The organism is Arcanobacterium canis, from assembly GCF_029625435.1.
In the GTDB taxonomy this organism is placed as follows: domain Bacteria; phylum Actinomycetota; class Actinomycetes; order Actinomycetales; family Actinomycetaceae; genus Arcanobacterium; species Arcanobacterium canis.
Map to the genome: position 1 here is coordinate 406,533 of NZ_CP121208.1, position 20,027 is coordinate 426,559.

The following is a 20,027-nucleotide window of genomic DNA, read 5'->3' on the forward strand; positions in this document are numbered from 1 at the left end:
AGAAAATTCGAAGTCGGTCCCACCCCACGCAAATTCCCGCATTGGATGAGTGTCGATTCAATTCCGGCTTATGATACTGAACATCCGTTGCGTACAACAATCACTTATAACTGGCGTTTGATTGTGCTTGCTTCGGCCGCTCAAATCGCGGTGTTCGTCGGTTCCGCATTAGTGCCGTGGGCACTTGGTATCCTGCTGGACTCGGGAATTGAACGCGGCCTCACGGCCGCCCTCATCCCCGGTTCCTTGTTACTCCTGGCAGTGATCGTTTTTCGTGCTGCAGGAGCATTGGCCGAAGCGCTCAGTATGGTGACGTGGATGCGCGCAAACTTCGGTTGGCAAAAACAGATGGTGGATTCCTTGTCCTCTGTTCGTGACGGCGGACAAGAAAAGATGCCCACTGGCGAGGCTATTGCCGCGCCAACAACTGACGCACAAAAAGTCGGTTCGCTCATGTACACCATCACCAATGCCGTAGGGGCAGCCTGTTCCTTCGCCGTGATTGCGGTGTTGATGATCCTCACCGACACACGCCTGGGACTGATCGTGGTGATTGGATTGCCTCTCGTGATCGTCGGCATGTCACGAATGGTTCGCCCACTCCAGGCCAAACTCGACGTTAACCGCAAAGAGCGCGGCGCCTTGACCACCCTTGCCGCAGACGCCGTCGCCGGGCTTCGTGTGCTTCGAGGGGTTGGCGGTGAGGACATCTACAACGAGCGTTACGCCGCTCAATCGGCAAAGGTCGAAGAAACTGGCATCGATGCTGCGCGCCTTCAGGCCACCCTTTTCGGCTTGAACGCTGCGATCCCGTCAGTGTTTGCTGCCGTGATCGTTGGTTTGGGAATAGCTGAGGTCGTTGACGGAACTCTCACGATTGGATCACTGGTAGCCTTCTACGGTTACTCGGCGTACCTGGTTGTTCCGGTGTCAACAGCGACTCAGATGTTCCAGTCGATTTCCGATGCGCGTGTTGCTGCAGATCGTATCGTCAAGGTTTCGACACTTACTCCTTACACATCCGACGCGCGTGCGAATGCACAGCTTCACCCAAATTGGGTTACCGCTGAACTGACTGATGTCGAATCGGGGGTCGCGATTTCCCCCGGAAAAATGACGATGCTGGTGTGTGCCAACCCTACGCAGTCAGCTGAAATTGCTGAGCGTTTTGCTCGTACCGACGACGCCAAGGAGATACGTCTGAGATGGATGGACGACGACGGCGACGACGAGTGTGCTGATCTACGTGAGGTGCCACTGGCTCAGGTGCGCCAAAACATTGTTCTGTCCGACGCAGTGGCTCAGATTTTCCAAGGGCGCCTGCGCTCGAATCTGAACGCAGGTCACGCAGCGGCCCCGCAGGTCCGCACGATTGCCCAGCAGATGGGAGATGTTGCAGGCGGAATTGCCCGCCGGACTCACAAGGAATCGTCAGAAGCGGCGAGTGAAGAAGAACTCATCGCCGCGATCGATGTGGCCGACGGTGCCGATATCGTTGAGGGGCTCGAATTTGGACTAGATGGTCAGATCGCTGAGCGTGGCCGTGACCTCTCCGGTGGCCAACGCCAACGCGTTGCACTTGCGCGAGCCGTGCTCACCCGCAGGCCGATCCTCATCCTCGTTGAGCCGACGTCGGCAGTTGATTCGCACACGGAAACGCGCATCGCGCAGCGCCTGTCAATGGCCCGTGCAGGTGCAACAACCCTCGTCGTTTCTGCTTCGCCGATTATGCTCGGCATGGCCGACGAAGTTGTGCTGGTTGGTGAGCAGGGAAGTGACAGTGGCGTCGTCGAGCTGGCTCGCGGCACACACGAACAACTTCTTACTGACCCGCGTTACCGTGCGATTATTCATCGCGCCGCTGGGCAAGAAGACGCAAACGAAACGAATGATGCTCACCAAGCGGAGGATGAGGAGGGCAACCGATGAAGCTCCCTATCGCAAATAACCGCACAATCGTGCGTGAACTCCTCGCTCTTCTCGGCCACTTTAAGACTGAATTCGCTGTGGCTATCACGATCCAGCTCATCACAGCGGGTGCTGCCGTCGTCACCCCGTGGGTGATCGGTGCAACTTTCGACGCCGTTGCTCAAGGCAAAGGCGGCGATGTGGTGCGCTGGTACATCACGGTGCTCGCTGCAGCAGTGGTGTTGCAGTCCTTGACTGCCTGGTTTGCTGATTATAAGGCGCGTGTGCTCGGACAAAAGGTCTTCAATCTGCTTCGTGTGCAGCTTGTTGAAACGATTACGCATCTGCCGCTGTCGGTTGTTGAAGCCGCAGGAACCGGTGATCTTCTTGGCCGAACCACCGCAGATGTCAACCGAGTGGAATTCTTCATCCGATCCGGGCTGTCACGGTTGATGGTTGTGTCGATCCAGGTGATTACGACGGTTGTCGCCGCGTTCGTGGTGGCGCCAGCTGTGGGAATCGTCGTCGTTATCGCTTTCGTCCCGTTCGGATTTGCGCTTCGTCGCTACTTGCGTCGCACAGTTGCCGGGTACCTGGCCTCCTCAGCACTGATGGCTGAGTTCTCTGGTGACATCACGGAGACTGTTGAACAGTCTGCCACGGTGGATGCGCTGGGGATGAAGCGTTCACGCATGGCACGCTTCATGGTTCTTCTGGAGGAATCGTGGAACAACGAGCGTTACACCTCGTGGATGCGTGTGATCTACGTCGGGTCAACGTTCATTATTTTGTCCGTTCCAATGATTCTGGCAGTGCTCTGGGGGTCATGGATGGTAGGCCTTGGGCTTGCCACTGCTGGCGCGGTGACGTCTGTTGCTTTGTACGCACAGCAGCTAGGGTGGCCTGTTGCTGAATTCGGGTGGTGGATCGATGAACTCCAGTTCGCGTCGGTGGCTCTGGCTCGTATCTTCGGTGTCGGGCAGGTTCCTCCTGATCGCGTGGCCAGTGCGAGTGCGCCTGAGGCCGACGACGTCGTGATTGAGGATGTGTCGTTTTCGTATCGTGACGGTCGGCCCGTGCTTCATAACGTCAGCCTCAATATTCGGCCAGGTGAGCGCCTTGCGATCGTCGGCCCTTCAGGTGCAGGAAAATCAACACTTGGACGGCTCATTGCTGGTGTGAATGCCCCTGACTCAGGGTCGATCACGGTAGGCGGCGTGGAAGTGACCCGCATCGTGGAGAAGGAATTGCATTCGACGTGTGCATTGGTGACGCAAGAAAACCATGTGTTCGCAGGAACGATCGCGGACAATCTGCGTTTTGCCAAGTCGGATGCCACCGACGAGGAATTGCGCCGGGCGCTCAACATTGTCGATGCGTCGTGGGTAGGCGTGCTTGAGGACGGGCTGGAAACGAAGGTCGGGTCAGGAGAAAAGGACCTGACGCCGTCCCAGATTCAGCAGCTTGCACTCGCCCGAATCGTGTTACTGGACCCTGCAATCGTGATTCTCGACGAAGCAACCTCGCTTCTCGACCCGACGGCGGCTCGAAGTGCAGAGCAGGCGATGAACCGTGTGCTTGAGGGACGCACAGTGATTTCGATTGCACACCGTCTCTACACTGCCTACGACGCTGATCGGGTTGCGGTGATGGTTGATGGCCAGGTGCGTGAACTTGGCTCACATGATGAGTTGGTGAGCGCTAGGGGAGAGTATGCCTCTTTGTGGCATGCTTGGCAGCAGGATTGAGAACTCATGACAGGAAAGTGGAGAAGGTGGCAGCCCCAGGGGGCGGCCACCTTCTTCATCCATTGCGGCTTCTTACCAAGTATAAATCATTGCGTAAGTGGCAAGTGCGCTACCAGCGAGCAAGACGATCGGCAGTGGCTGCCACGACGTCGTCGTCACTTTTGGAAAGTCGATTGCTTGAGCGTCCAGACGGGTACGGGCTTCGCGATTGTTACGATACAGCGCAAGGCGCTCGTCGATTTCTCGAGCGGCCCAACTCAGTGAAACCGTGCGTTTTTCCAGGCGATCAGACCAGTCCCAGTTGACGGCGTCCTCGTGGTGCGAGCTTCGTCCACTCGACATATTCGGAACGTCCTGCCCACGCAAGGTACGCGAAATTTCGCTATCTGAAGCGCGGCGCTCATGGTAACCGCCTTCACCGCGAACTCCTCGGATTCGGCTCGCCTTCGCGCTGGAGAAGACACCCGCTTTTTGGGGCACTGCCCACACGGAAATTTTTCGGCCCGTGCGCAGGTGAATATACAGGCCCCACCGGCGTTCGGTCCCTGCGATGTCGTTCCACGGAATGTGGTACGTGCGGAAGATATTGACCACAGTGAGTCCACCCGGGCCGATTTCAACAAAGGAATGGAACGAGAAAACCCACGCTGCTACCGCGACAAGCACGATGAGTGGAAGCGTTTGGGCAAGCTCCCACAGGCCGCCGTTATATGTTGATGCCGCAGCAATCACTGCAGCCATCGCGAATCCAACATAGGCGTAGAAGCGATAACCATTTCCCACGAGGCGAAGTTTCATGCTCTCTATTGTGGCAGTTTTCGCCGGATCCAGCGAGGGCGCCGCGGAAATACATACATCGGCTATCAGACGCATGGGGCAAAGCCTGCGTCGGGTAGTTTTGCTCTAGATTTCCTCCTTTCGCTTAGACTCTCACGCTTCTTCGATGCAACAGCTTTCGTCACAACATTGAAGAAGATGAAATTGTTAGTGCGAAATGATTGTTGGTGTGCTCGCTTGCCTCGGGCCATCAGATTGTGCCATCCGAGCGAGCGCTGCTTGCGCATGTGCGATCATCTCCGGCCCGCCGTGTCCCTCCGTTTCAACCACTGTCAGGCGTGAATTCGGCATGAGGCGAGAAAGTCGCCATGCGGTTCCCAGCGGACCAGAAACATCCATGCGCCCGTGGATGATCTCGGTTTCGATTGCGGCTGCCCCGCCCAAATCGCGAAGCAACGGCACGTCCAAGAAACCGTCATGAGCCCAATAATGGGTAGTGAGAATCGCGAAGTCGGCGTCGTCGGCGCGAGGAGCAGGTGGCTGCGGGCACTGCATCCCCAGTGAAACATGGGCATCCTCCCACGTCAACCAGGCCCGGATCGCGCGCTCGCGAACCGAAGAGTCCGGGTAAGAAACAAGTCGCGCAACGCGCTCAATGAAACGCAACTGATCGACGTCCACCTCGTCCACCTCCGGCTCGCCTTTTCGCAAGAGACGTTCCAGTGCGGCTACCTCAGCTTCGAGGCGAACAACGGCTTGTTCGAGGGAAAAATGCGCCTCGGGGAAAACAGTGGCAACGTTTTGGCTCATCCACTCCACTTCCCAGCGTGACGTGGTTGTCAGTGCAAGCAAGACCATGCCTCGCACACGCTGCGGAAAAGCCCGAGCGTACGCCAGGGCGAGCGTTGTTCCCCAGCTCACTGCGTAAATGACCCACTGTTCCACTCCAAGGTTAATCCGCAATGCCTCAATGTCGTCGATAAGCGCACCGATGGTGTTGGACGATAGATCCTCGCCCAGGTCACTGGCGTGGGGAGTAGATTGCCCGCAGCCGCGCTGATCCATTCCCACCAAATGCCACACGTGTGGATCGAAAAGCTCAGTCCATCCGCGCTTTCCCAAGCCGCGACCTGGGCCGCCGTGGAGGTACAAAGCCGGGATACCGTCAGGATTTCCGTGTTCTTCAAAATAGATTTGGGCACCGGTAGAGGTGCTCGTTTCATCGTAACCGGCCCCGACGTCGGGAGGACGCGCAAGAAAGCCGCAACGAAAAGGAACAGAACGCGGATGTGTCATACACCTCATGGTATCTGAAACGTGTTTATTTCATCGCACTTTACCCGCGACGTCTTGGGCGTTCGTCATGATCCGCGTAAAGTTGCGCACGGCAAGATTTAATGCAAAGGACATCAATGAAGCGCAACGGTATTCGTAACGTGGCCATCGTGGCACACGTTGATCACGGCAAGACCACCCTGGTGGACGGTATGCTCTGGCAGGGCGGCGCATTCGATGCGCACACCTCGGTGGAGAAGACCGGCGAACGAATCATGGACAGCGGAGATCTTGAGCGTGAGAAGGGCATCACCATTCTTGCGAAGAATACCGCGATTACTTACAAGGGACCCTCTGCAGCCGAGTTTGGCTCCCCAGATGGCATTCTCATTAACGTCATCGACACCCCGGGCCACGCTGACTTTTCTGGCGAAGTTGAGCGCGGACTGTCCATGGTTGATGGCGTGGTGCTCCTCGTCGATTCTTCAGAAGGACCGTTGCCGCAGACCCGTTTCGTCCTGCGCAAGGCTCTCGAAGCTAACCTGCCGGTGATTACGGTGGTCAACAAAGTTGACCGTCCAGACGCTCGCATCAGCGAAGTTGTTGATGAAACTCAAGATCTCCTCCTTTCCTTGGCTTCTGATATCGAAGATACTGAGGGGCTTGATCTCGATCGACTCCTTGAAATTCCAGTTGTTTATGCGTCGGCGAAGGCTGGGCGTGCGGATCTGGAGCAACCTGCCGACGGCGAGCTGCCGGCGTCGGAGAACCTTGAGCCGCTGTTCCGTACGATTTTGGAATACGTTCCAGCTCCGGAGTACGACGAAGAAGCTCCGCTTGTTGCTCAGGTGACGAATCTCGATGCCTCGCCTTTCCTGGGACGCCTTGCTCTGGTTCGCATCTACTCCGGAACTTTGACCAAGGGTGCCTGGGTTGGTTTGATGAACGGCCCAGATTCGGATATGGAACGCGTCCACATCACTGAACTTTTGCGCACGCAGGGTCTTGAGCGTATCCCCGCCACGGAAGCTGGCCCGGGCGACATTGTCGCCGTTGCAGGGATGCCGAACATCATGATCGGTGAGACTCTTGTGGATCTCGAAGATCCGCGCCCCATGCCGAAGATCCGCATCGATGATCCCTCGATTTCGATGACGATTGGAATCAATACTTCGCCGCTCGCAGGCAAGGAGAAGGGGCACAAACTCACTGCTTCGCAGGTTCGTGACCGCCTTGAGCAGGAACTCATCGGTAACGTCTCGATTCGTGTGCTTCCCACTGACCGCCCAGATGCATGGGAAGTCCAGGATCGTGGCGAGCTTGCGCTTGCAATTCTGGTTGAAACCATGCGTCGCGAAGGCTTCGAACTCACTGTTGGTAAGCCGCAGGTTGTGCGTAAAGTGATCGATGGTGCAGTGCATGAACCGTGGGAGCGTGCAACGATTGACGTTCCTGAAGAGTACCTTGGCGCCGTCACGCAGCTCATGGCTGCCCGTAAAGGCCAGATGGAAACTATGACGAACCACGGCACAGGCTGGGTTCGCATGGAGTTCCTTCTGCCGAGCCGCGGAATGATTGGCTTTAGGACTCAATTCCTGACACAAACACGTGGAACCGGCATCTCTGCCTCAATTTCTGAGGGTTACAAGCCGTGGGCGGGCGAGATCGAATCGCGTACCACCGGCTCTCTTGTGTCGGACCGCCAGGGCCAGGCGACGGCGTTTTCGTTGCAGCGCCTCGAAGATCGCGGAACATTCTTCGTCGATCCAGGTGACGAAGTCTACGAAGGCATGATCGTTGGTGTGAATTCGCGCGATGAAGATATGGATGTCAACATCGTTAAGGCCAAGGAAATGACCAATATGCGTTCGGCGACTGCAGATGTTTTCGAAACTCTTCAGGCACGCCATCATATGACGCTTGAGGAGTCGATCGAGTTCGCTGCCGACGACGAGTGCATCGAGGTCACGCCAGAGAAGATCCGTCTGCGTAAGGTGATCTTGAATTCTCAAGATCGTTTCCGCGAGGCTTCGCGTAAGAAGCGGGCGGCCGGTAAGTGAAATTTATGATCGGGGCCCTCCTTGGGGCGATAACAGGTGGAATCGGTGTGGTCACTCATGCTGGGACTCTGAGCGCGCCCTGGGTGGGCCTCGTTGTTGGTTTCTTTTTGGTGGCAGCGGGTGGATGGGCCGTTGCTGAGCGTGCGCGTATCGCTGGTTGGGTTGGATACGGACTTGGTGTTTGGGCAGTAACAGGGTGGTTGCTGTTGGCCCCACCGGCAAACGATATTTACGCTTCGGCCACTGCCGGCGTTTCGGTTGCATGGATCATTTTGTCTGCTTTTGCATCCATCGCTGGACTCAGCATTGCTAAACTCTTCAACAAAAAAGACGGACTATAACGCACATATCCACGCCTAATGTGCATGAAACGGGGGTAAGACACGTGTCTGAGAACGATAATCTTCTCGACGCATGGCGTCGTCGCACGTACAGTGACGGATCAGCAACGCCAGCAGACGATGGCGAGCAATTTGAACGTGACACGGCACCACAGTCCGAGTACACATCGTCTGACGTACACCCGGCTCAAGAGAATCAGGACAACATGACCGTGGCGAAGAAACGCAAATGGCCGTTCGTCGTCGGCGCTGCAGCAGTTGTGGCAGCTGCTTACGTCGGCACCCAAGCCTACCTAGGCGGGCACATCGCCTCTGGAACGGTGGTGGCAGGTGTCCCTGTTGGTGGGCTGTCGGAGCAGGATGCCAAGGAGAAAATTGGTGCCCAGCTTTCCGATCAACTCCATGGCAAACGTGAAGTTATCGCAGGGAAGAAGTCCACCAAAATTGATCCTGTCGCGATGGATATGGCGATTGACTACGACGCCACGATGAAACCGCTTATTGGATTTACGATGAATCCTTCGAGAATCATTGCCGAGTTTTCCGGTGTCAAAAATGTCCCGGCACAGCTGAGTGCAAACGACCAAAAGCTCACGAAGGTCCTCGCTGGTGCTGCAAAAGAGACGAATGCAAACCCCGTTGATGCCACCCTTTCACTTGAGGGAGGCAAAGCTCACGTTACTCCCGACAAGCCGGGGCATGAGATCAAGCTCAGCGAAGCGAAGACAGAAGTCTTGCGGGGATGGCTCGGAACCAGTGGGCCGATCACTTTGCCGGTTGATGAACTTGCGCCGAAGGTGACAGCTCAAGAGCTGAATGCATTCGTGGACGAAAAAATTTCGCCTTTGCTGGGGTCGAATGTCTCCGTGAAGGTGGGGCAGAAGTCCGCTGACCTCGATCCGGCAGCAGTTGCAACAGTCCTTAAAGTGAGCAAGGGGGCGAATCCGCAGCTCTCGGTAGATGAGGCTGCCCTAGAAAAACTCGTCGTGAGCAAGGTTGGCGATTCCCTTGGTGCTCCTCAAGATGCACGTATCGAGATTGTTGATCACTCAAGTGTGAGGATCGTTCCCTCGAAGGATGGTCAGACGGTCGATGCGAAGGCTCTTGCTGCTGATCTCCTCGCAGTGGATGGCAAACGTCAGCTCACGGCGAAGGTATCCACTAAGAAAGCAGAATTCACCACTGAGGATGCGAAGAAACTTGGCGTGAGTGAAGTCGTCTCACAAATTTCGACCCCGTTGACCTCAGACTCTGTGCGCACCACAAATCTTATTGTCGGCACCAAAAAGGTGAGCGGGACGCTCATTAAGCCCGGTGAACGATTCGATCTTGGAAAAGCGCTCGGCGATGTTGATGCAGCGCACGGTTTTGTGTCTTCTGGTGTAGTGTCGAATGGTTTTAACTCAACGGCAATGGGCGGTGGCTTATCCCAGTTGTCAACCAACACATTCAATGTGGGATACCGTTCCGGAATGAAAGACATCTCGCACCAGCCGCACTCGAAGTATTTCTCGCGCTACCCGATGGGTCTCGAAGCCACGCTCTGGGAGCCGACGATCAAGATGATCTGGGAAAATAACACTCCCTACGGAGCCGTAATCGATACCTGGGTATCCGGTGGTCAGGTTCACACGAAGTTGTGGTCCACAAAGTACTGGGACGTCAAGGTTCATCAAGGCTCGCCCTATGCCTACAAGCAACCAACGACTCGCGTGAACAAGGCGGCCGATTGCGAAGCATCAGGAGCAGGCGGCCCCGGATTCTCAGTCAAGGTCGGTCGTACCGTTTCACGCGCCGGCAAGGTTGCGGAGAATTCTTCGTACGTGTGGACCTACCAGCCTGTCGATGCCGTTCGTTGCGGTTGATTTCTCCGCCGACGTCGGTGTGCGACGTTGTCAATGGGCTGGTTGAGATGAAATAGGGAAGAAAATTCTGCCGAAAATATCATGCCGAGCGCTTGGGAGGCGCAGTTTTCCCGCTTAGACTTGAGCGCAGTGACTTAGTGGAAGGATGGTCAACGTGACGTACATTATCGCGCTACCGTGCGTGGACGTGAAGGATCGCGCCTGTGTGGATGAGTGCCCTGTGGACTGCATTTACGAAGGCGAGCGTACGCTCTACATTCACCCTGGTGAATGTGTCGATTGCGGCGCATGTGAGCCAGTCTGCCCAGTTGAGGCGATCTACTACGAAGACGATGTGCCCGAAGAATGGGAGCCATATATGGCGGTGAACTCGGAATTCTTTGACGAGCTGGGCTCGCCTGGCGGCGCTGCCAAGCTTGGGCCAACTGGCAAGGATCACCCTTTTATTGAGGCCCTGCCACCCAATGCCTGAGATGTCCTGAGGGGAGCAACGATGAGTTGCTCCCCTCAGTGTTATTCATGCTTAACACTGTCATGCGAGATCGAAATATTGAACAGGTGGATCAACCGGGCGTGGACGCCCGGCATCTGTCTGCCAAAAATCGATGATGTTTAGTCCGAGGCTTGCCATGAGCTTACGCACGGTTGGAAGAGAGATTCCGACGACACCGTGGTGGTCACCTTCGATGGAGTCAATGAAGGGGCCACCCACACCGTCAATTGTGAAGGAACCGGCCACCTCCAATGGTTCACCAGTGGCGATATACGCCTTGATCTGGACATCACTCATCGAGCCCATATGAATGACAGCTTTCGACACTGCACATGCGTAACGCCCACTCGCAATGTCGATCACCGTGTGTCCGGTGAACAGTTCACCGCTGCGTCCGCGCATCTTCCGCAGACGCTCAAAGGCGGCCTTCGCGGAATGTGGTTTTCCGACCACCTCGCCGTCAAAAGAAAACATCGAATCACATGCCACCAGAGCATCGGGAACGGTATCGCCAGCAGCGGCGCGCTCCTTTACTAGCTCATAAACTGCGTCTGCCTTGGCCTTCGCAAGTGCTTGAACCTGGGTTTGAGGATCGACATGAGGATCGTCTTTCTTCAAAGCGTCCAAGATTGCATCTTCATTGACATCGGACACTGCCACCCATGGGTCAATACCAGCACTGAGGAGAGTTTGACGTCGGGCAGGAGACGCGGAAGCGAGGAGAAGTCTCATCGCAGGACCTTCGCTGTCAGATCCAAACCGACAGAGCCTAGCGAGAGTGCTTTCATATGCCATGCCTTCAGATCGAAATCAGGGCCTGCCGCTGCTGCAGCTTCGGCACGCATTTGCTGCCACAGGCGATGTCCGATCTTGTATGACGGAGCTTGACCGGCCCATCCGAGGTAGCGGTTGAGCTCAAATTGGAGGAAAGAGCGATCCATTGCCACATTGTCCTTGAGGAATTCCCATGCCACCTCACGATTCCACGTAGGGTTGATGTGACGGTACTTCGCGGGGGAAGGCTTTTCCAAGTGGACGCCGATATCAAGAACCACCCGAGACGCGCGCAGACGCTCGGAATCCAGCACGCCCATGTAGTCGCCTGGATCGTCCTGGTAGCCCAGTTCGGCCATGAGACCTTCGGCGTACAGAGCCCATCCTTCCCCAGAACCCGAGTTCCAGCACAGCTCTCGGCGCCAGTCATTGAGTGAGTCGGCAAGGTACGTCGCCAAGCCAACTTGCAAGTGGTGGCCCGGAACGCCCTCGTGATAGACCGTCGTCTTCTCTTGCCAGAGATTGAATGTGTCCGTGCCGTCTGGCACTGACCACCACATGCGACCAGGGCGAGAGAAATCTGAGGTCGGGCCGGTGTAATAGATTGCACCGGTACCTGATGGTGCGATCATGCATTCGATCGTCTTCAAGGGGCCGGGGATATCAAAATGGACACCGTCGAGGTCAGCCAGAGCCTGGTCCGCGGTGTGCTGCATCCATTGCTGGAGTTCGTCAGTTCCATGCGCTTGGCGAGCTGGATCTGCATTCAGACGCGAGATTGCTTCCTCAATGGTGGTTCCCTCGCCATAAAGTGTGCGCGCAACGTCCTCTTGTGCAGTCACGATACGCTCAAGCTCACTGATGCCCCACTCATACGTTTCATCAAGATCCAGACGTGCGCCTGTCGATGTGCGGATCCGGCGTTCGTAGCGTTCGTAGCCGAAAGCATCTTTCTCAGTGCCGTGTGGAGCGATCTCTTTGGCAAGGAAATCGGACAGACGTGCGTAAGCTGCGCGTGCTGCGTCGGCTCCTTCTTTCAGTGGCTGGGCGTTGATGGGCGACGCCGAAGCGCCACGTTGTGCAAGCTCGACAAACTGGCTCTGCTCGGAAGCTTTTTGGGCGGTTTCCTTGATTGCAAGCTCAATTTGGTAGGCGGCTGTCGGAGCTCCGTGAGCGGCACGATGCGCCAGGGCGTCCTGGTATCCGGCCAGTGCATCGGGGACTGCGGCAAGACGGCGCGCGATCATTGCCCAATCTTCGTCCGTCTCGTGATTCATCAGATCAAAGATCTCTGCAGTACTTTGAATGGTTGAAGCGATGTTATTGATGTCGGCGTATTCGCCGGCGTCAAAATATTCGATCTCAAGCGCGAGAGATTCAGAAAGAGCTGCCTTAGTGATTTCGTCGTTTTCATTTTCTGGTTCAAGTTTTACCAGCTCAGCTAGTTCTGAGCGGGCAAAATCAACGCGAGCTTCTTCGCCGGCGTATGATAGGTCGGAGAACGTGGATTCATCGGCACCAGCACGCCCGAGACTGGTGACATATTCAGGCTGAGTGTCCAGGATTTTCTGAACGTAAGCATTTGCGAAATGGTCAATAGTAGAAGTCATATGACGATTTTAGCGTGCTCGGGGTATGCCTTTGACACTCGTGTCTCAGTTGCTAAGATTGCTCTGTGATGGGAGCCACAGATAATGATAAGGAGCCGGAGATCAGCAAGGTGGAACGCTATACGCGTCACCTCACTGATGGAGCGCCGAAGTACAACCTCGCTCAAGCTGCAGCACGCGCAGGCACCTCAAAACACGTTGTTCGGATGTTTTGGCGCTCGATGGGTTTCCCCGCCATCGGTGACGAAGAGAAAATGATCTTCACCAATTATGACGTTGACGTGATCCGAGCACACCAGGAAATGGCGAACCTGGGCAGTGCTGATTCTACGGCCATGAACTCCCTCATTCGTGCCCAGTCCTACTTCGCGGATCGTCAAGTGCTGTGGCAGTATGAAGCGCTCGTTGAGATGGCAGCGAAACGCTTTGGGGTGGACGAAATCTCCGCTCGTTACTACGTGCTCGATCACTTCGGCCAATACGAAGACTTCTTGATGTATCAGATGAAATACGCGTGGCGCCGCCACGTGGCGGCCTTTTTGCGACGCACCGAAGTCGAACTTGAGAACATGCACTTCAATGAGGGCATAGAGATGCCTCTCATGCGCGCACTTGGCTTTGTCGATCTGGTGAGCTTCACTCACACATCGGAAAAGCTCACGCCCCACGAACTCGCCGAACTGATCCAAACCTTCGAATTCACGTGCCGCGATGTGATCTCGTCTTATGGCGCGCGCACAGTAAAAATGGTGGGCGATGCGGTGCTTTACATCGCGGACGATCTTCCCACGGCTGTACGTGCAGTCACCGGACTCATTCGTGCTCTGAACGACGCTCCGGACATACCTAACGTCCGTGCATCGTTGGTTTGGGGCGGGGTGCTGTCGCGCTTCGGTGACGTCTTTGGACCAAATGTGAATCTTGCGTCGCGTTTGTGCTCGATCGCTCCGCAAGGTGGCGTCCTCCTCGACGATGCCACGGCCACCGCCGTCGCCAAACTTGGGCAGCCGGGGCTGTCAGTTGAGTCCTCCGACGATGTTGATCTGCGTGGAATTGGAACCGTGGCAACTTTTACTTTGCGTGAGTTGGCCTAGTTTTCCGTATTCACCGGTAAACTAGAAAAATGCGCTGAGAGGAGTTGCAGTATGGCAAAAGTAGTGCTGGTAGAAGATGACGCAGCGATTTCAGATCCACTGGTTCGTGCTCTCACGCGCGAAGGCTATGAAGTGGTGGCCGCGTCGAGTGGAGCAGAGGGAATTGCTGCTACCGCGGCTCCCGTCGATCTCGTGATCCTCGATCTCGGGCTACCTGATATGGACGGCCTTGATGTGGCACGGCGTATTCGCCATGCCGGACTCGCCGTACCAATCTTGATTCTCACTGCCCGGACAGAAGAAATCGACATGGTGGTGGGGCTCGACGCTGGCGCCGATGATTACGTCACCAAGCCATTCCGATTGGCAGAACTACTCGCTCGCGTGCGTGCATTGCTGCGCCGCTCTTCGCCGTCGGAAAGCTCCGTCGGCACGCTCAGCGCCCAGGACGTGAAAATTGATCCAGTGGCACACCGCGCCTACCTCGCTGACGCGGAACTGTCACTGACAGGAAAAGAGTTTGAGCTTCTGATGATTCTTGTGCGTAATGCCGGACGCGTTGTTTCCCGCGACGCCCTGATGGCAGAAGTTTGGGGAGACAGCGCGGATACGTCCACCAAGAAGCTTGACATGCACATCTCTTGGTTGCGTCGTAAACTCGGCGACACTCCTGCTCATCCGCACTATATTTCGACTGTCCGCGGCATGGGATTCCGGTTCGAAAATGCGTAAAATTCTGGTTCGCCAGATCACGGCTGTTGTTGCTGTGACCGTTTTGATCCTGGGCATTCCAGCCACGCTTTTCGCCTCCAGCTATCTTTCGGCCCAGCTCGTTGAAAATAACTGGCATTACCAGATGATCTGGGAAATTGGCCGACTTGTGCTGGGAATGGTTATCCTGTCGCTCCTTGCACTTGCTGTCGGGATCACGATGGCGGTGCGCCGCGCTCGCGAACTTTCTGCTCCGTTGGTGTATTTGGCGGCGAGTGCCGAACAGCTCGGCGGAGGCCATGTCCGTCCACATGTGGCGACCACGGGAATCGAAGAAATCGACTTGGTCTACCAGGAGATCGAGCGGACCTCGGATCGTCTGGCCGCTCGTCTTTGCGCAGAGCGCCAGTTTTCTGCCGACGTCGCTCATCAGCTTCGCACACCACTTTCAGCACTCTCGATGCGCCTGGAAGAAATCCAATATCTGACAGATTCCGATGAGGTGCGTGAGGAAGCGGATGCTGCACTCGGACAAATTGAACGTCTCACCGGCGTCGTCAATGAGTTGATGCGGGGAGCACAACGTGAGGTATCGACCCGCCCCACCGATGTGCGTACCATTTTCGCTCAGCAGAAAGCCGAATGGAGCTCAAAGTTTGCCGCAGAGGGGCGCACGCTGACCTTCGTCGGTGGCCAGTGTTCCGTCCTCTCGGCGCCAGGTTCGCTTTCCCAGGTGCTGGCGACTCTCATCGAAAATTCTCTCGTTCATGGTGACGGTGAAACACGCGTCAGCGCCACGCCTTCTGGACGGCATACGAATATCAAAGTCAGTGACGAAGGTGCGGGAGTTGCCCCCGAAATCGCTGACGATATCTTTGACAAAGGATATTCGGGTGCAGGATCAACTGGTATTGGCCTTGCGCTCGCGCGTGAACTGGCCCAGGCTGACGGTGGCCGGTTAACGTTGACGTCGATGGCGCCGGCTGAATTTACGATTACGCTGATGTGCGTTCCCACTTCCCTTGCGCCAGCTCAAGTTCTTCCTACCGGTTCGCTCGTCTTCGCGACTCCACGCAGGAAGCGACGCTGAGTTACTTCGTGAAAATGAAGTAACGGTAACCGATGTAGCGCAATGCAGTTCCCAGAACCAGGCCGACGCCGTTGGCAGAGATGTTATCGGCGAGCTGGCTAGTGAAACCCAGGACGTAACGAGACACCCACAAACACGCCAGAGCAATGAGCAGGCCGGCGACATTCACTGCAATAAAAGCCAGGAGTTCGCTACCAGCCTCCTTGTGTGATTTTCCTGCGAAAGTCCAGAATCGGTTGACGACCCATGAAAAAATCACCGAGATTGATACCGAAATCGTTTTGGCAATGAACTGTCCGTGTCCCGGGGTAAAGAACCATCCCGAGTAGGCAAGCACATTAAATAGCCCGACGTCCACGACATAGCTTCCGAGCCCGACAATACAAAACTGGATGAACTCAATCAGCCACTGACCAAAGGTTTGCCCGCGGAGCAACTTGGAGACGATGGGGGGATTGTTCACGATAATCGCTTACTTAAAATTCTCGGGCGTGATGCTTCCGTCGCGGACGTTGTCCCAGAATGATGGATCGTCAACGAGTTTCACAGTCGATTGAGCACCGTAATGGTAGTTTGTATCTTCGATCGGGGGAGTACCCATGTTCTTCGCGCTCGTAGCGCTTCGAAGAGCGAGGCCAGCGCGTGCAATATCAATGAGCGACGTCGATCGGTCTGCTGTCAGTACAGTGCCGACGGAATTGACCAGAGAATACTGAGTTGCCGGATTGAGGAAATTGGCTGGTGTCAGTGCCTTGGACAAAATCTTCGACACGACCTGGCGTTGGCGCATAGCACGCCCAAGATCTCCCATCGGGTCGGAATAGCGCATACGCGAGAACTTCAAAGCTGTGACGCCATCAACGTCGTGGCAGCCCGCTTCCCACGCAAGTTTCGCGTGCGAATCGTTGAACGTCTGATCCCAACACAGGTTGATTCCGCCGACGGCGTCGGTCAGGTTCTCAACACCACCCATACCGATCTCCAAGTAATGGTCAATGGTGAGGCCAGTGAGCTTCTCAACCGTCTTCACCGTCAGAGCGGCATCACCCAAGGAGAACGCTGCGTTGATCTTTCCCTTGCCGTGTCCAGGAATATCAACGAGAGAATCTCGCGGAATCGAAATCAATGACGTGTTTCCAGATTCAGGAACCTGGAGCAACATGATCGTATCCGAACGTTGGCCCTTCGTTTTCGAGGTCGGCGCGTAGTTGGCACGCGAATCGGAGCCCACGATGAGGTAGGTAGTTCCCGGTGTATCTGTGGCGCCCGAGAGCGCATCTTTCCGATTGATCTTGGCGTTACCCATGGAATACAAATATGCTCCCCAGCCAACGATGATCAGGATGAGAACGAGAAGAAGGATGCCGATGCGCTTTCTCCAGCTCATCCGGCGTCGGCGAGCAGACAGTCGAGGAGGAACAGGTGTCCGGGGAGGAATCGCCGTATGAGACGGGAGCTGTTCACGGTACTCCTCTACCACCGGTTGCGATGTGCGCCGAGCAGGAGCGAACGACGGTGGCTGGGAAGGAACCTGAGCGGAACGGAAATCCGCAGTACGCATCACGCGCGTTGGTTCAGGACGCCCTTGTGTCGATTCAGAGGCGGTATTTTGCCTTGATTCTCGACGCACCGGCGTCGTGACATTCGGATCGGAAGCGTCGAAAGCTGAACGTCGGCGAGGAGCAGACGGCTGCCGACGTCGCGGCGCTATCGGCTCTTCGCCATGGTGACGACGATCACGTGCGTCGGTCAATTCTTCTCCTTCAAGATTGCCCACCCACTGCCAGCAACTTCACCGAGGCCACCATTTGCTGAAGAAATAGCGTTGTTCTTGGGGGTCTTGTTGATCGCGCTTTGTGGTACCGGTTGGTCCGCTTTCAGTGCCTGCCAGACTTGAGGAGCTGTTGCCGCTGGGACAACGCGCGCTCCAGCCCACTCCCACGGCATTGTGTAGAAATGAAGTGAGTCGCCCTTCAATCCCGTCAAATTTGAGGCGAGTGATGCTAAGAAGCTCACGTCACCCAAACCGCTGGACACGTCAAGGTGCTTAAGCACTGATTGGACAGTGCGATAGAGAGTAGGCAAGTCCGACACTGAATTCTGCTTCAGTGCCTTGTTGATGATCGACATCACCACTTGCTGTTGGCGGTCGATACGTCCGATATCGGATCCATCTCCGATGGAGTAGCGCGCACGAGCGAGCGCGAGGGCGTCTTCGCCTCCGAGTGTTTGACATCCGGCGGGGAGCTTGAGGTGGGCGGCTTTGTCATCGATTGGCTCAGCCACGCAGATGTCAACGCCTCCGAGTGAATTGACGATGTCTTGGAAACCGTTGAAGTTCACCACGGCGTAGTCGTCGATGTACAGACCCGTCAGTTTCTCAGTTGTGGACACAGCGCACGCTGCAGCAGCACCGACGTCGCCTGTTTTTCCACCGAGCGCAAAAGCATTATTGAACATTGACATATTGCGCGGATCCGTCTTTGAACCGTTGGGAAGAGTACACGAGGGGATTTCGACAAGCATGTCACGTGGGATCGAGACAACATCGACACGCTGACGATCCTTGGAGATATGCAGGAGCATCGTCGTATCGGCACGCATGCCCGTCACCTTTGAATGTGTGGTGTAGCCCTCGCGAGAATCGGAGCCCAAAATCAAAATATTGAGCGCGCGGTTCTTTTTATCTGCATTCTGTAAGGTGGGACGGCTATCCGAAATTAAGGAGTCGAGTTCGTGCGTTTGAATCGACGACACCAAGTTGTAATAGATCACACCGAATGCGGAACCGAGGAAAAGCACAATGGCGAGCACGGTCAAACCGATGACGCGACCCCAGTGGAATCGCTGGACATCGGCGCTTCGATGAGTTTCGGCGCGTTCGTAAAGAGTGTTCACCTTGGCAACTCTACTTCCATTTGAGTCTCGGTGCGTGCGCCCACAGGCGACGAAACTGTTGTTTGTCTCATGTTAAAGGCGTATGGCAGGAGTAAAAAGCGATGCGTGTTCGATCTCTAGGACGTTTTCGGCCGTCGAACCGCTAGTAATCACAAGAGAATCACCGCGAGAAAACGCGGTGTATGCCACGCAAAGAGATTCGATCACGCTCGGCTTGTGAAGTGCAATTCTTCCGGCGGGAATGTCGCCGATAGCGCGCGAATAGAAGAATGCGTTGGAACCCTCTCCCAGTCCCGAAAACATCAGCGTGTCAGGAAACGACATCACATCTGCTACGCCGTCATAGACGTCAGATTCGAGATCGCCGGCCCACGACATCGCTAACGACCCCAGTGCAAGAGCGACGACGGCGTCGTCGGGATCGCGTTCGATTCCTCGCGGGTTTGCCGTGACCACAACTGTGCCCGGTTCAGCATCTGCGATTTTTGCGCGGCCCACCACAAGGTTGCCACCTGCGATGAGTGCTGCCAATCCCCACGCGATGGTTTTCCAGTGGACGGGAAGATCAAGGACGACTCGGTTTCCTGGTTCAAGACCGATTTCATCAACAAGGAAGTGAGCGATCTTGGCGACGTGGTTTGCCAAGACTTTTCCTGACAGTTCGATTCGGTCCTCGCCGTACACCGTCAGTGCCGGGGAGGCGCCGATTTTCATCAGTTGCTGATACATCAAATCTGGGTGCGACATGGTGTTCCTTTCCGATATCTTCCCTGAGAGTAGCCGCTGCGGCTCCGAGGGGCCGTGGACTTCGGCGGGTGGCGAACGTGAAGTGCAGAGAAATGGCGTAATTTCAGTGAAATTCATCGGTTTTGGTGCTTTTGCGGAATTTTTAGTCAATGTGGCAAAAATCGTGGGGGTGAGTTTCTCATAAAGAATTGACTTTTGGTGGATAACACACGTGTAATTTATAGGGTAAGCAAATAGTCAAGGAGGCCACAACGCATGTGGAAACGGAATGACACCCGGCTCCAGGTCGCCCGTACCGAAGGTGAAACCTCTGCCGCTGATCCGCGCTCGGCACAGAAGTTGATGGCAGGAATTTTTAATCTCGGTTACGGAACCACCGATAAGGTCGAAGATCTGTCGTGGATGGAAGATGCCCTTTGCGCACAAACCGATCCCGACATCTTTTACCCTGAGAAGGGTGGCTCCACGGCTCCGGCGACGTCGATTTGCCGTAACTGCCCCGTTCAAGCTCAGTGCTTGGACTATGCCGTGACGAATGATATTCGGCACGGGATTTGGGGCGGAACTTCTGACAATGACCGCAAGCGCATGTCGCGTGAGCGAAAAGCGCGGGTAGCGGGGCAGTAGATGAGCCTT

Annotated in this window: 19 protein-coding genes; 11 read left to right on the plus strand and 8 right to left on the minus strand. The window is 55.7% G+C overall.

Features of this window, described 5'->3' with window-relative positions; translation table 11 throughout:
• The first annotated feature begins 45 nt into the window (after positions 1 to 45).
• Together P7079_RS01755 and P7079_RS01760 are read left to right on the plus strand one after the other, a co-directional pair.
• Positions 46 to 1,929 (plus strand): ABC transporter transmembrane domain-containing protein, encoded by a 1,884-nt coding sequence (locus tag P7079_RS01755; RefSeq protein WP_278013128.1) that lies wholly within the window; start codon positions 46 to 48, stop codon positions 1,927 to 1,929.
• Complete coding sequence (locus tag P7079_RS01760; protein WP_278013129.1) at positions 1,926 to 3,656, plus strand: ABC transporter ATP-binding protein; 1,731 nt, start codon at positions 1,926 to 1,928, stop codon at positions 3,654 to 3,656. The genes P7079_RS01755 and P7079_RS01760 overlap by 4 nt, the downstream gene beginning before the upstream one ends.
• Before the next feature lie 72 nt (positions 3,657 to 3,728).
• Here P7079_RS01760 and P7079_RS01765 read toward each other — a convergent pair whose 3' ends face one another.
• Together P7079_RS01765 and P7079_RS01770 are read right to left on the minus strand one after the other, a co-directional pair.
• Positions 3,729 to 4,454, minus strand: a complete 726-nt coding sequence (locus P7079_RS01765) for a PH domain-containing protein (RefSeq protein WP_278013130.1) — start codon at positions 4,452 to 4,454, stop codon at positions 3,729 to 3,731.
• A gap of 186 nt (positions 4,455 to 4,640) precedes the next feature.
• On the minus strand, positions 4,641 to 5,729 hold the full coding sequence (locus P7079_RS01770) for an alpha/beta fold hydrolase (protein WP_278013131.1): 1,089 nt from the start codon (positions 5,727 to 5,729) through the stop codon (positions 4,641 to 4,643).
• Positions 5,730 to 5,845: 116 nt separating this feature from the next.
• Here P7079_RS01770 and typA point away from each other — a divergent pair, with 116 nt between their 5' ends.
• The 4 genes from typA (at position 5,846) to fdxA (ending at position 10,446) form a co-directional block, all read left to right on the plus strand.
• On the plus strand, positions 5,846 to 7,768 hold the full coding sequence (typA, locus tag P7079_RS01775) for a translational GTPase TypA (protein WP_278013132.1): 1,923 nt from the start codon (positions 5,846 to 5,848) through the stop codon (positions 7,766 to 7,768).
• Entirely contained in the window at positions 7,765 to 8,109 is a 345-nt protein-coding gene (locus P7079_RS01780; protein ID WP_278013133.1) for a hypothetical protein, read from the plus strand. The genes typA and P7079_RS01780 overlap by 4 nt, the downstream gene beginning before the upstream one ends.
• Positions 8,110 to 8,153: 44 nt before the next feature.
• Complete coding sequence (locus P7079_RS01785; protein WP_278013134.1) at positions 8,154 to 9,974, plus strand: VanW family protein; 1,821 nt, start codon at positions 8,154 to 8,156, stop codon at positions 9,972 to 9,974.
• A gap of 154 nt (positions 9,975 to 10,128) precedes the next feature.
• The gene (gene fdxA, locus P7079_RS01790; protein ID WP_278013135.1) at positions 10,129 to 10,446 is read left to right on the plus strand and encodes a ferredoxin; all 318 of its coding nucleotides are present in this window, start codon (positions 10,129 to 10,131) and stop codon (positions 10,444 to 10,446) included.
• A gap of 60 nt (positions 10,447 to 10,506) precedes the next feature.
• Here the strand turns inward: fdxA and P7079_RS01795 are convergent, their stop codons facing one another.
• A complete protein-coding gene (locus tag P7079_RS01795; protein WP_278013136.1) occupies positions 10,507 to 11,199 on the minus strand; it encodes a Maf family protein in 693 nt (230 codons plus the stop codon).
• The gene (locus tag P7079_RS01800) at positions 11,196 to 12,851 is read right to left on the minus strand and encodes a DUF885 domain-containing protein (RefSeq protein ID WP_278013137.1); all 1,656 of its coding nucleotides are present in this window, start codon (positions 12,849 to 12,851) and stop codon (positions 11,196 to 11,198) included. Before P7079_RS01800 ends, P7079_RS01795 begins: the two co-directional genes overlap by 4 nt.
• Before the next feature lie 68 nt (positions 12,852 to 12,919).
• On the opposite strand from P7079_RS01800, the gene P7079_RS01805 reads away from it, so the two are divergent.
• The 3 genes from P7079_RS01805 to P7079_RS01815 are packed head-to-tail and all read left to right on the plus strand — an operon-like array spanning position 12,920 to position 15,746.
• Positions 12,920 to 13,945 (plus strand): adenylate/guanylate cyclase domain-containing protein, encoded by a 1,026-nt coding sequence (locus P7079_RS01805; protein WP_278013579.1) that lies wholly within the window; start codon positions 12,920 to 12,922, stop codon positions 13,943 to 13,945.
• A gap of 51 nt (positions 13,946 to 13,996) precedes the next feature.
• Positions 13,997 to 14,677, plus strand: coding sequence for a response regulator transcription factor (locus tag P7079_RS01810; RefSeq protein WP_278013138.1), 681 nt, complete (start codon positions 13,997 to 13,999; stop codon positions 14,675 to 14,677).
• Positions 14,670 to 15,746, plus strand: a complete 1,077-nt coding sequence (locus tag P7079_RS01815; protein ID WP_278013139.1) for a sensor histidine kinase — start codon at positions 14,670 to 14,672, stop codon at positions 15,744 to 15,746. The genes P7079_RS01810 and P7079_RS01815 overlap by 8 nt, the downstream gene beginning before the upstream one ends.
• Position 15,747: 1 nt before the next feature.
• On the opposite strand, the gene P7079_RS01820 is transcribed toward P7079_RS01815, so the two are convergent.
• From P7079_RS01820 to P7079_RS01835, 4 genes are all read right to left on the minus strand, one after another.
• The gene (locus P7079_RS01820) at positions 15,748 to 16,209 is read right to left on the minus strand and encodes a GtrA family protein (protein ID WP_278013140.1); all 462 of its coding nucleotides are present in this window, start codon (positions 16,207 to 16,209) and stop codon (positions 15,748 to 15,750) included.
• A gap of 9 nt (positions 16,210 to 16,218) precedes the next feature.
• The gene (locus P7079_RS01825) at positions 16,219 to 17,499 is read right to left on the minus strand and encodes an LCP family protein (RefSeq protein WP_278013141.1); all 1,281 of its coding nucleotides are present in this window, start codon (positions 17,497 to 17,499) and stop codon (positions 16,219 to 16,221) included.
• The gene (locus P7079_RS01830) at positions 17,496 to 18,644 is read right to left on the minus strand and encodes an LCP family protein (RefSeq protein WP_278013142.1); all 1,149 of its coding nucleotides are present in this window, start codon (positions 18,642 to 18,644) and stop codon (positions 17,496 to 17,498) included. The genes P7079_RS01825 and P7079_RS01830 overlap by 4 nt, the downstream gene beginning before the upstream one ends.
• Positions 18,645 to 18,716: 72 nt before the next feature.
• Positions 18,717 to 19,391, minus strand: a complete 675-nt coding sequence (locus P7079_RS01835) for a TIGR03089 family protein (RefSeq protein ID WP_278013143.1) — start codon at positions 19,389 to 19,391, stop codon at positions 18,717 to 18,719.
• Between P7079_RS01835 and P7079_RS01840 the strand changes: the two genes are divergently transcribed.
• Both P7079_RS01840 and P7079_RS01845 read left to right on the plus strand, forming a co-directional pair.
• Positions 19,390 to 19,575, plus strand: a complete 186-nt coding sequence (locus P7079_RS01840) for a hypothetical protein (protein ID WP_278013144.1) — start codon at positions 19,390 to 19,392, stop codon at positions 19,573 to 19,575. The two genes, P7079_RS01835 and P7079_RS01840, sit on opposite strands and share 2 nt — an antisense overlap.
• Positions 19,576 to 19,646: 71 nt before the next feature.
• Positions 19,647 to 20,018 (plus strand): WhiB family transcriptional regulator, encoded by a 372-nt coding sequence (locus P7079_RS01845; protein WP_278013145.1) that lies wholly within the window; start codon positions 19,647 to 19,649, stop codon positions 20,016 to 20,018.
• The last annotated feature ends 9 nt before the right edge of the window (positions 20,019 to 20,027 follow it).

What these genes read in the sequence shown, in the direction of transcription:
- P7079_RS01810 (WP_278013138.1), top strand. Translation starts at nt 13,997, where the DNA reads ATGGCAAAAGTAGTGCTGGTAGAAGATGACGCAGCGATTTCAGATCCA.
- P7079_RS01760 (WP_278013129.1), top strand. Translation starts at nt 1,926, where the DNA reads ATGAAGCTCCCTATCGCAAATAACCGCACAATCGTGCGTGAACTCCTC.
- P7079_RS01800 (WP_278013137.1), bottom strand. Translation starts at nt 12,851, where the DNA reads ATGACTTCTACTATTGACCATTTCGCAAATGCTTACGTTCAGAAAATC.
- P7079_RS01840 (WP_278013144.1), top strand. Translation starts at nt 19,390, where the DNA reads ATGGTGTTCCTTTCCGATATCTTCCCTGAGAGTAGCCGCTGCGGCTCC.
- P7079_RS01845 (WP_278013145.1), top strand. Translation starts at nt 19,647, where the DNA reads ATGTGGAAACGGAATGACACCCGGCTCCAGGTCGCCCGTACCGAAGGT.
- P7079_RS01765 (WP_278013130.1), bottom strand. Translation starts at nt 4,454, where the DNA reads ATGAAACTTCGCCTCGTGGGAAATGGTTATCGCTTCTACGCCTATGTT.
- typA (WP_278013132.1), top strand. Translation starts at nt 5,846, where the DNA reads ATGAAGCGCAACGGTATTCGTAACGTGGCCATCGTGGCACACGTTGAT.
- P7079_RS01795 (WP_278013136.1), bottom strand. Translation starts at nt 11,199, where the DNA reads ATGAGACTTCTCCTCGCTTCCGCGTCTCCTGCCCGACGTCAAACTCTC.
- P7079_RS01755 (WP_278013128.1), top strand. Translation starts at nt 46, where the DNA reads ATGAGTGTCGATTCAATTCCGGCTTATGATACTGAACATCCGTTGCGT.
- P7079_RS01805 (WP_278013579.1), top strand. Translation starts at nt 12,920, where the DNA reads ATGGGAGCCACAGATAATGATAAGGAGCCGGAGATCAGCAAGGTGGAA.
- P7079_RS01770 (WP_278013131.1), bottom strand. Translation starts at nt 5,729, where the DNA reads ATGACACATCCGCGTTCTGTTCCTTTTCGTTGCGGCTTTCTTGCGCGT.
- P7079_RS01815 (WP_278013139.1), top strand. Translation starts at nt 14,670, where the DNA reads ATGCGTAAAATTCTGGTTCGCCAGATCACGGCTGTTGTTGCTGTGACC.
- P7079_RS01835 (WP_278013143.1), bottom strand. Translation starts at nt 19,391, where the DNA reads ATGTCGCACCCAGATTTGATGTATCAGCAACTGATGAAAATCGGCGCC.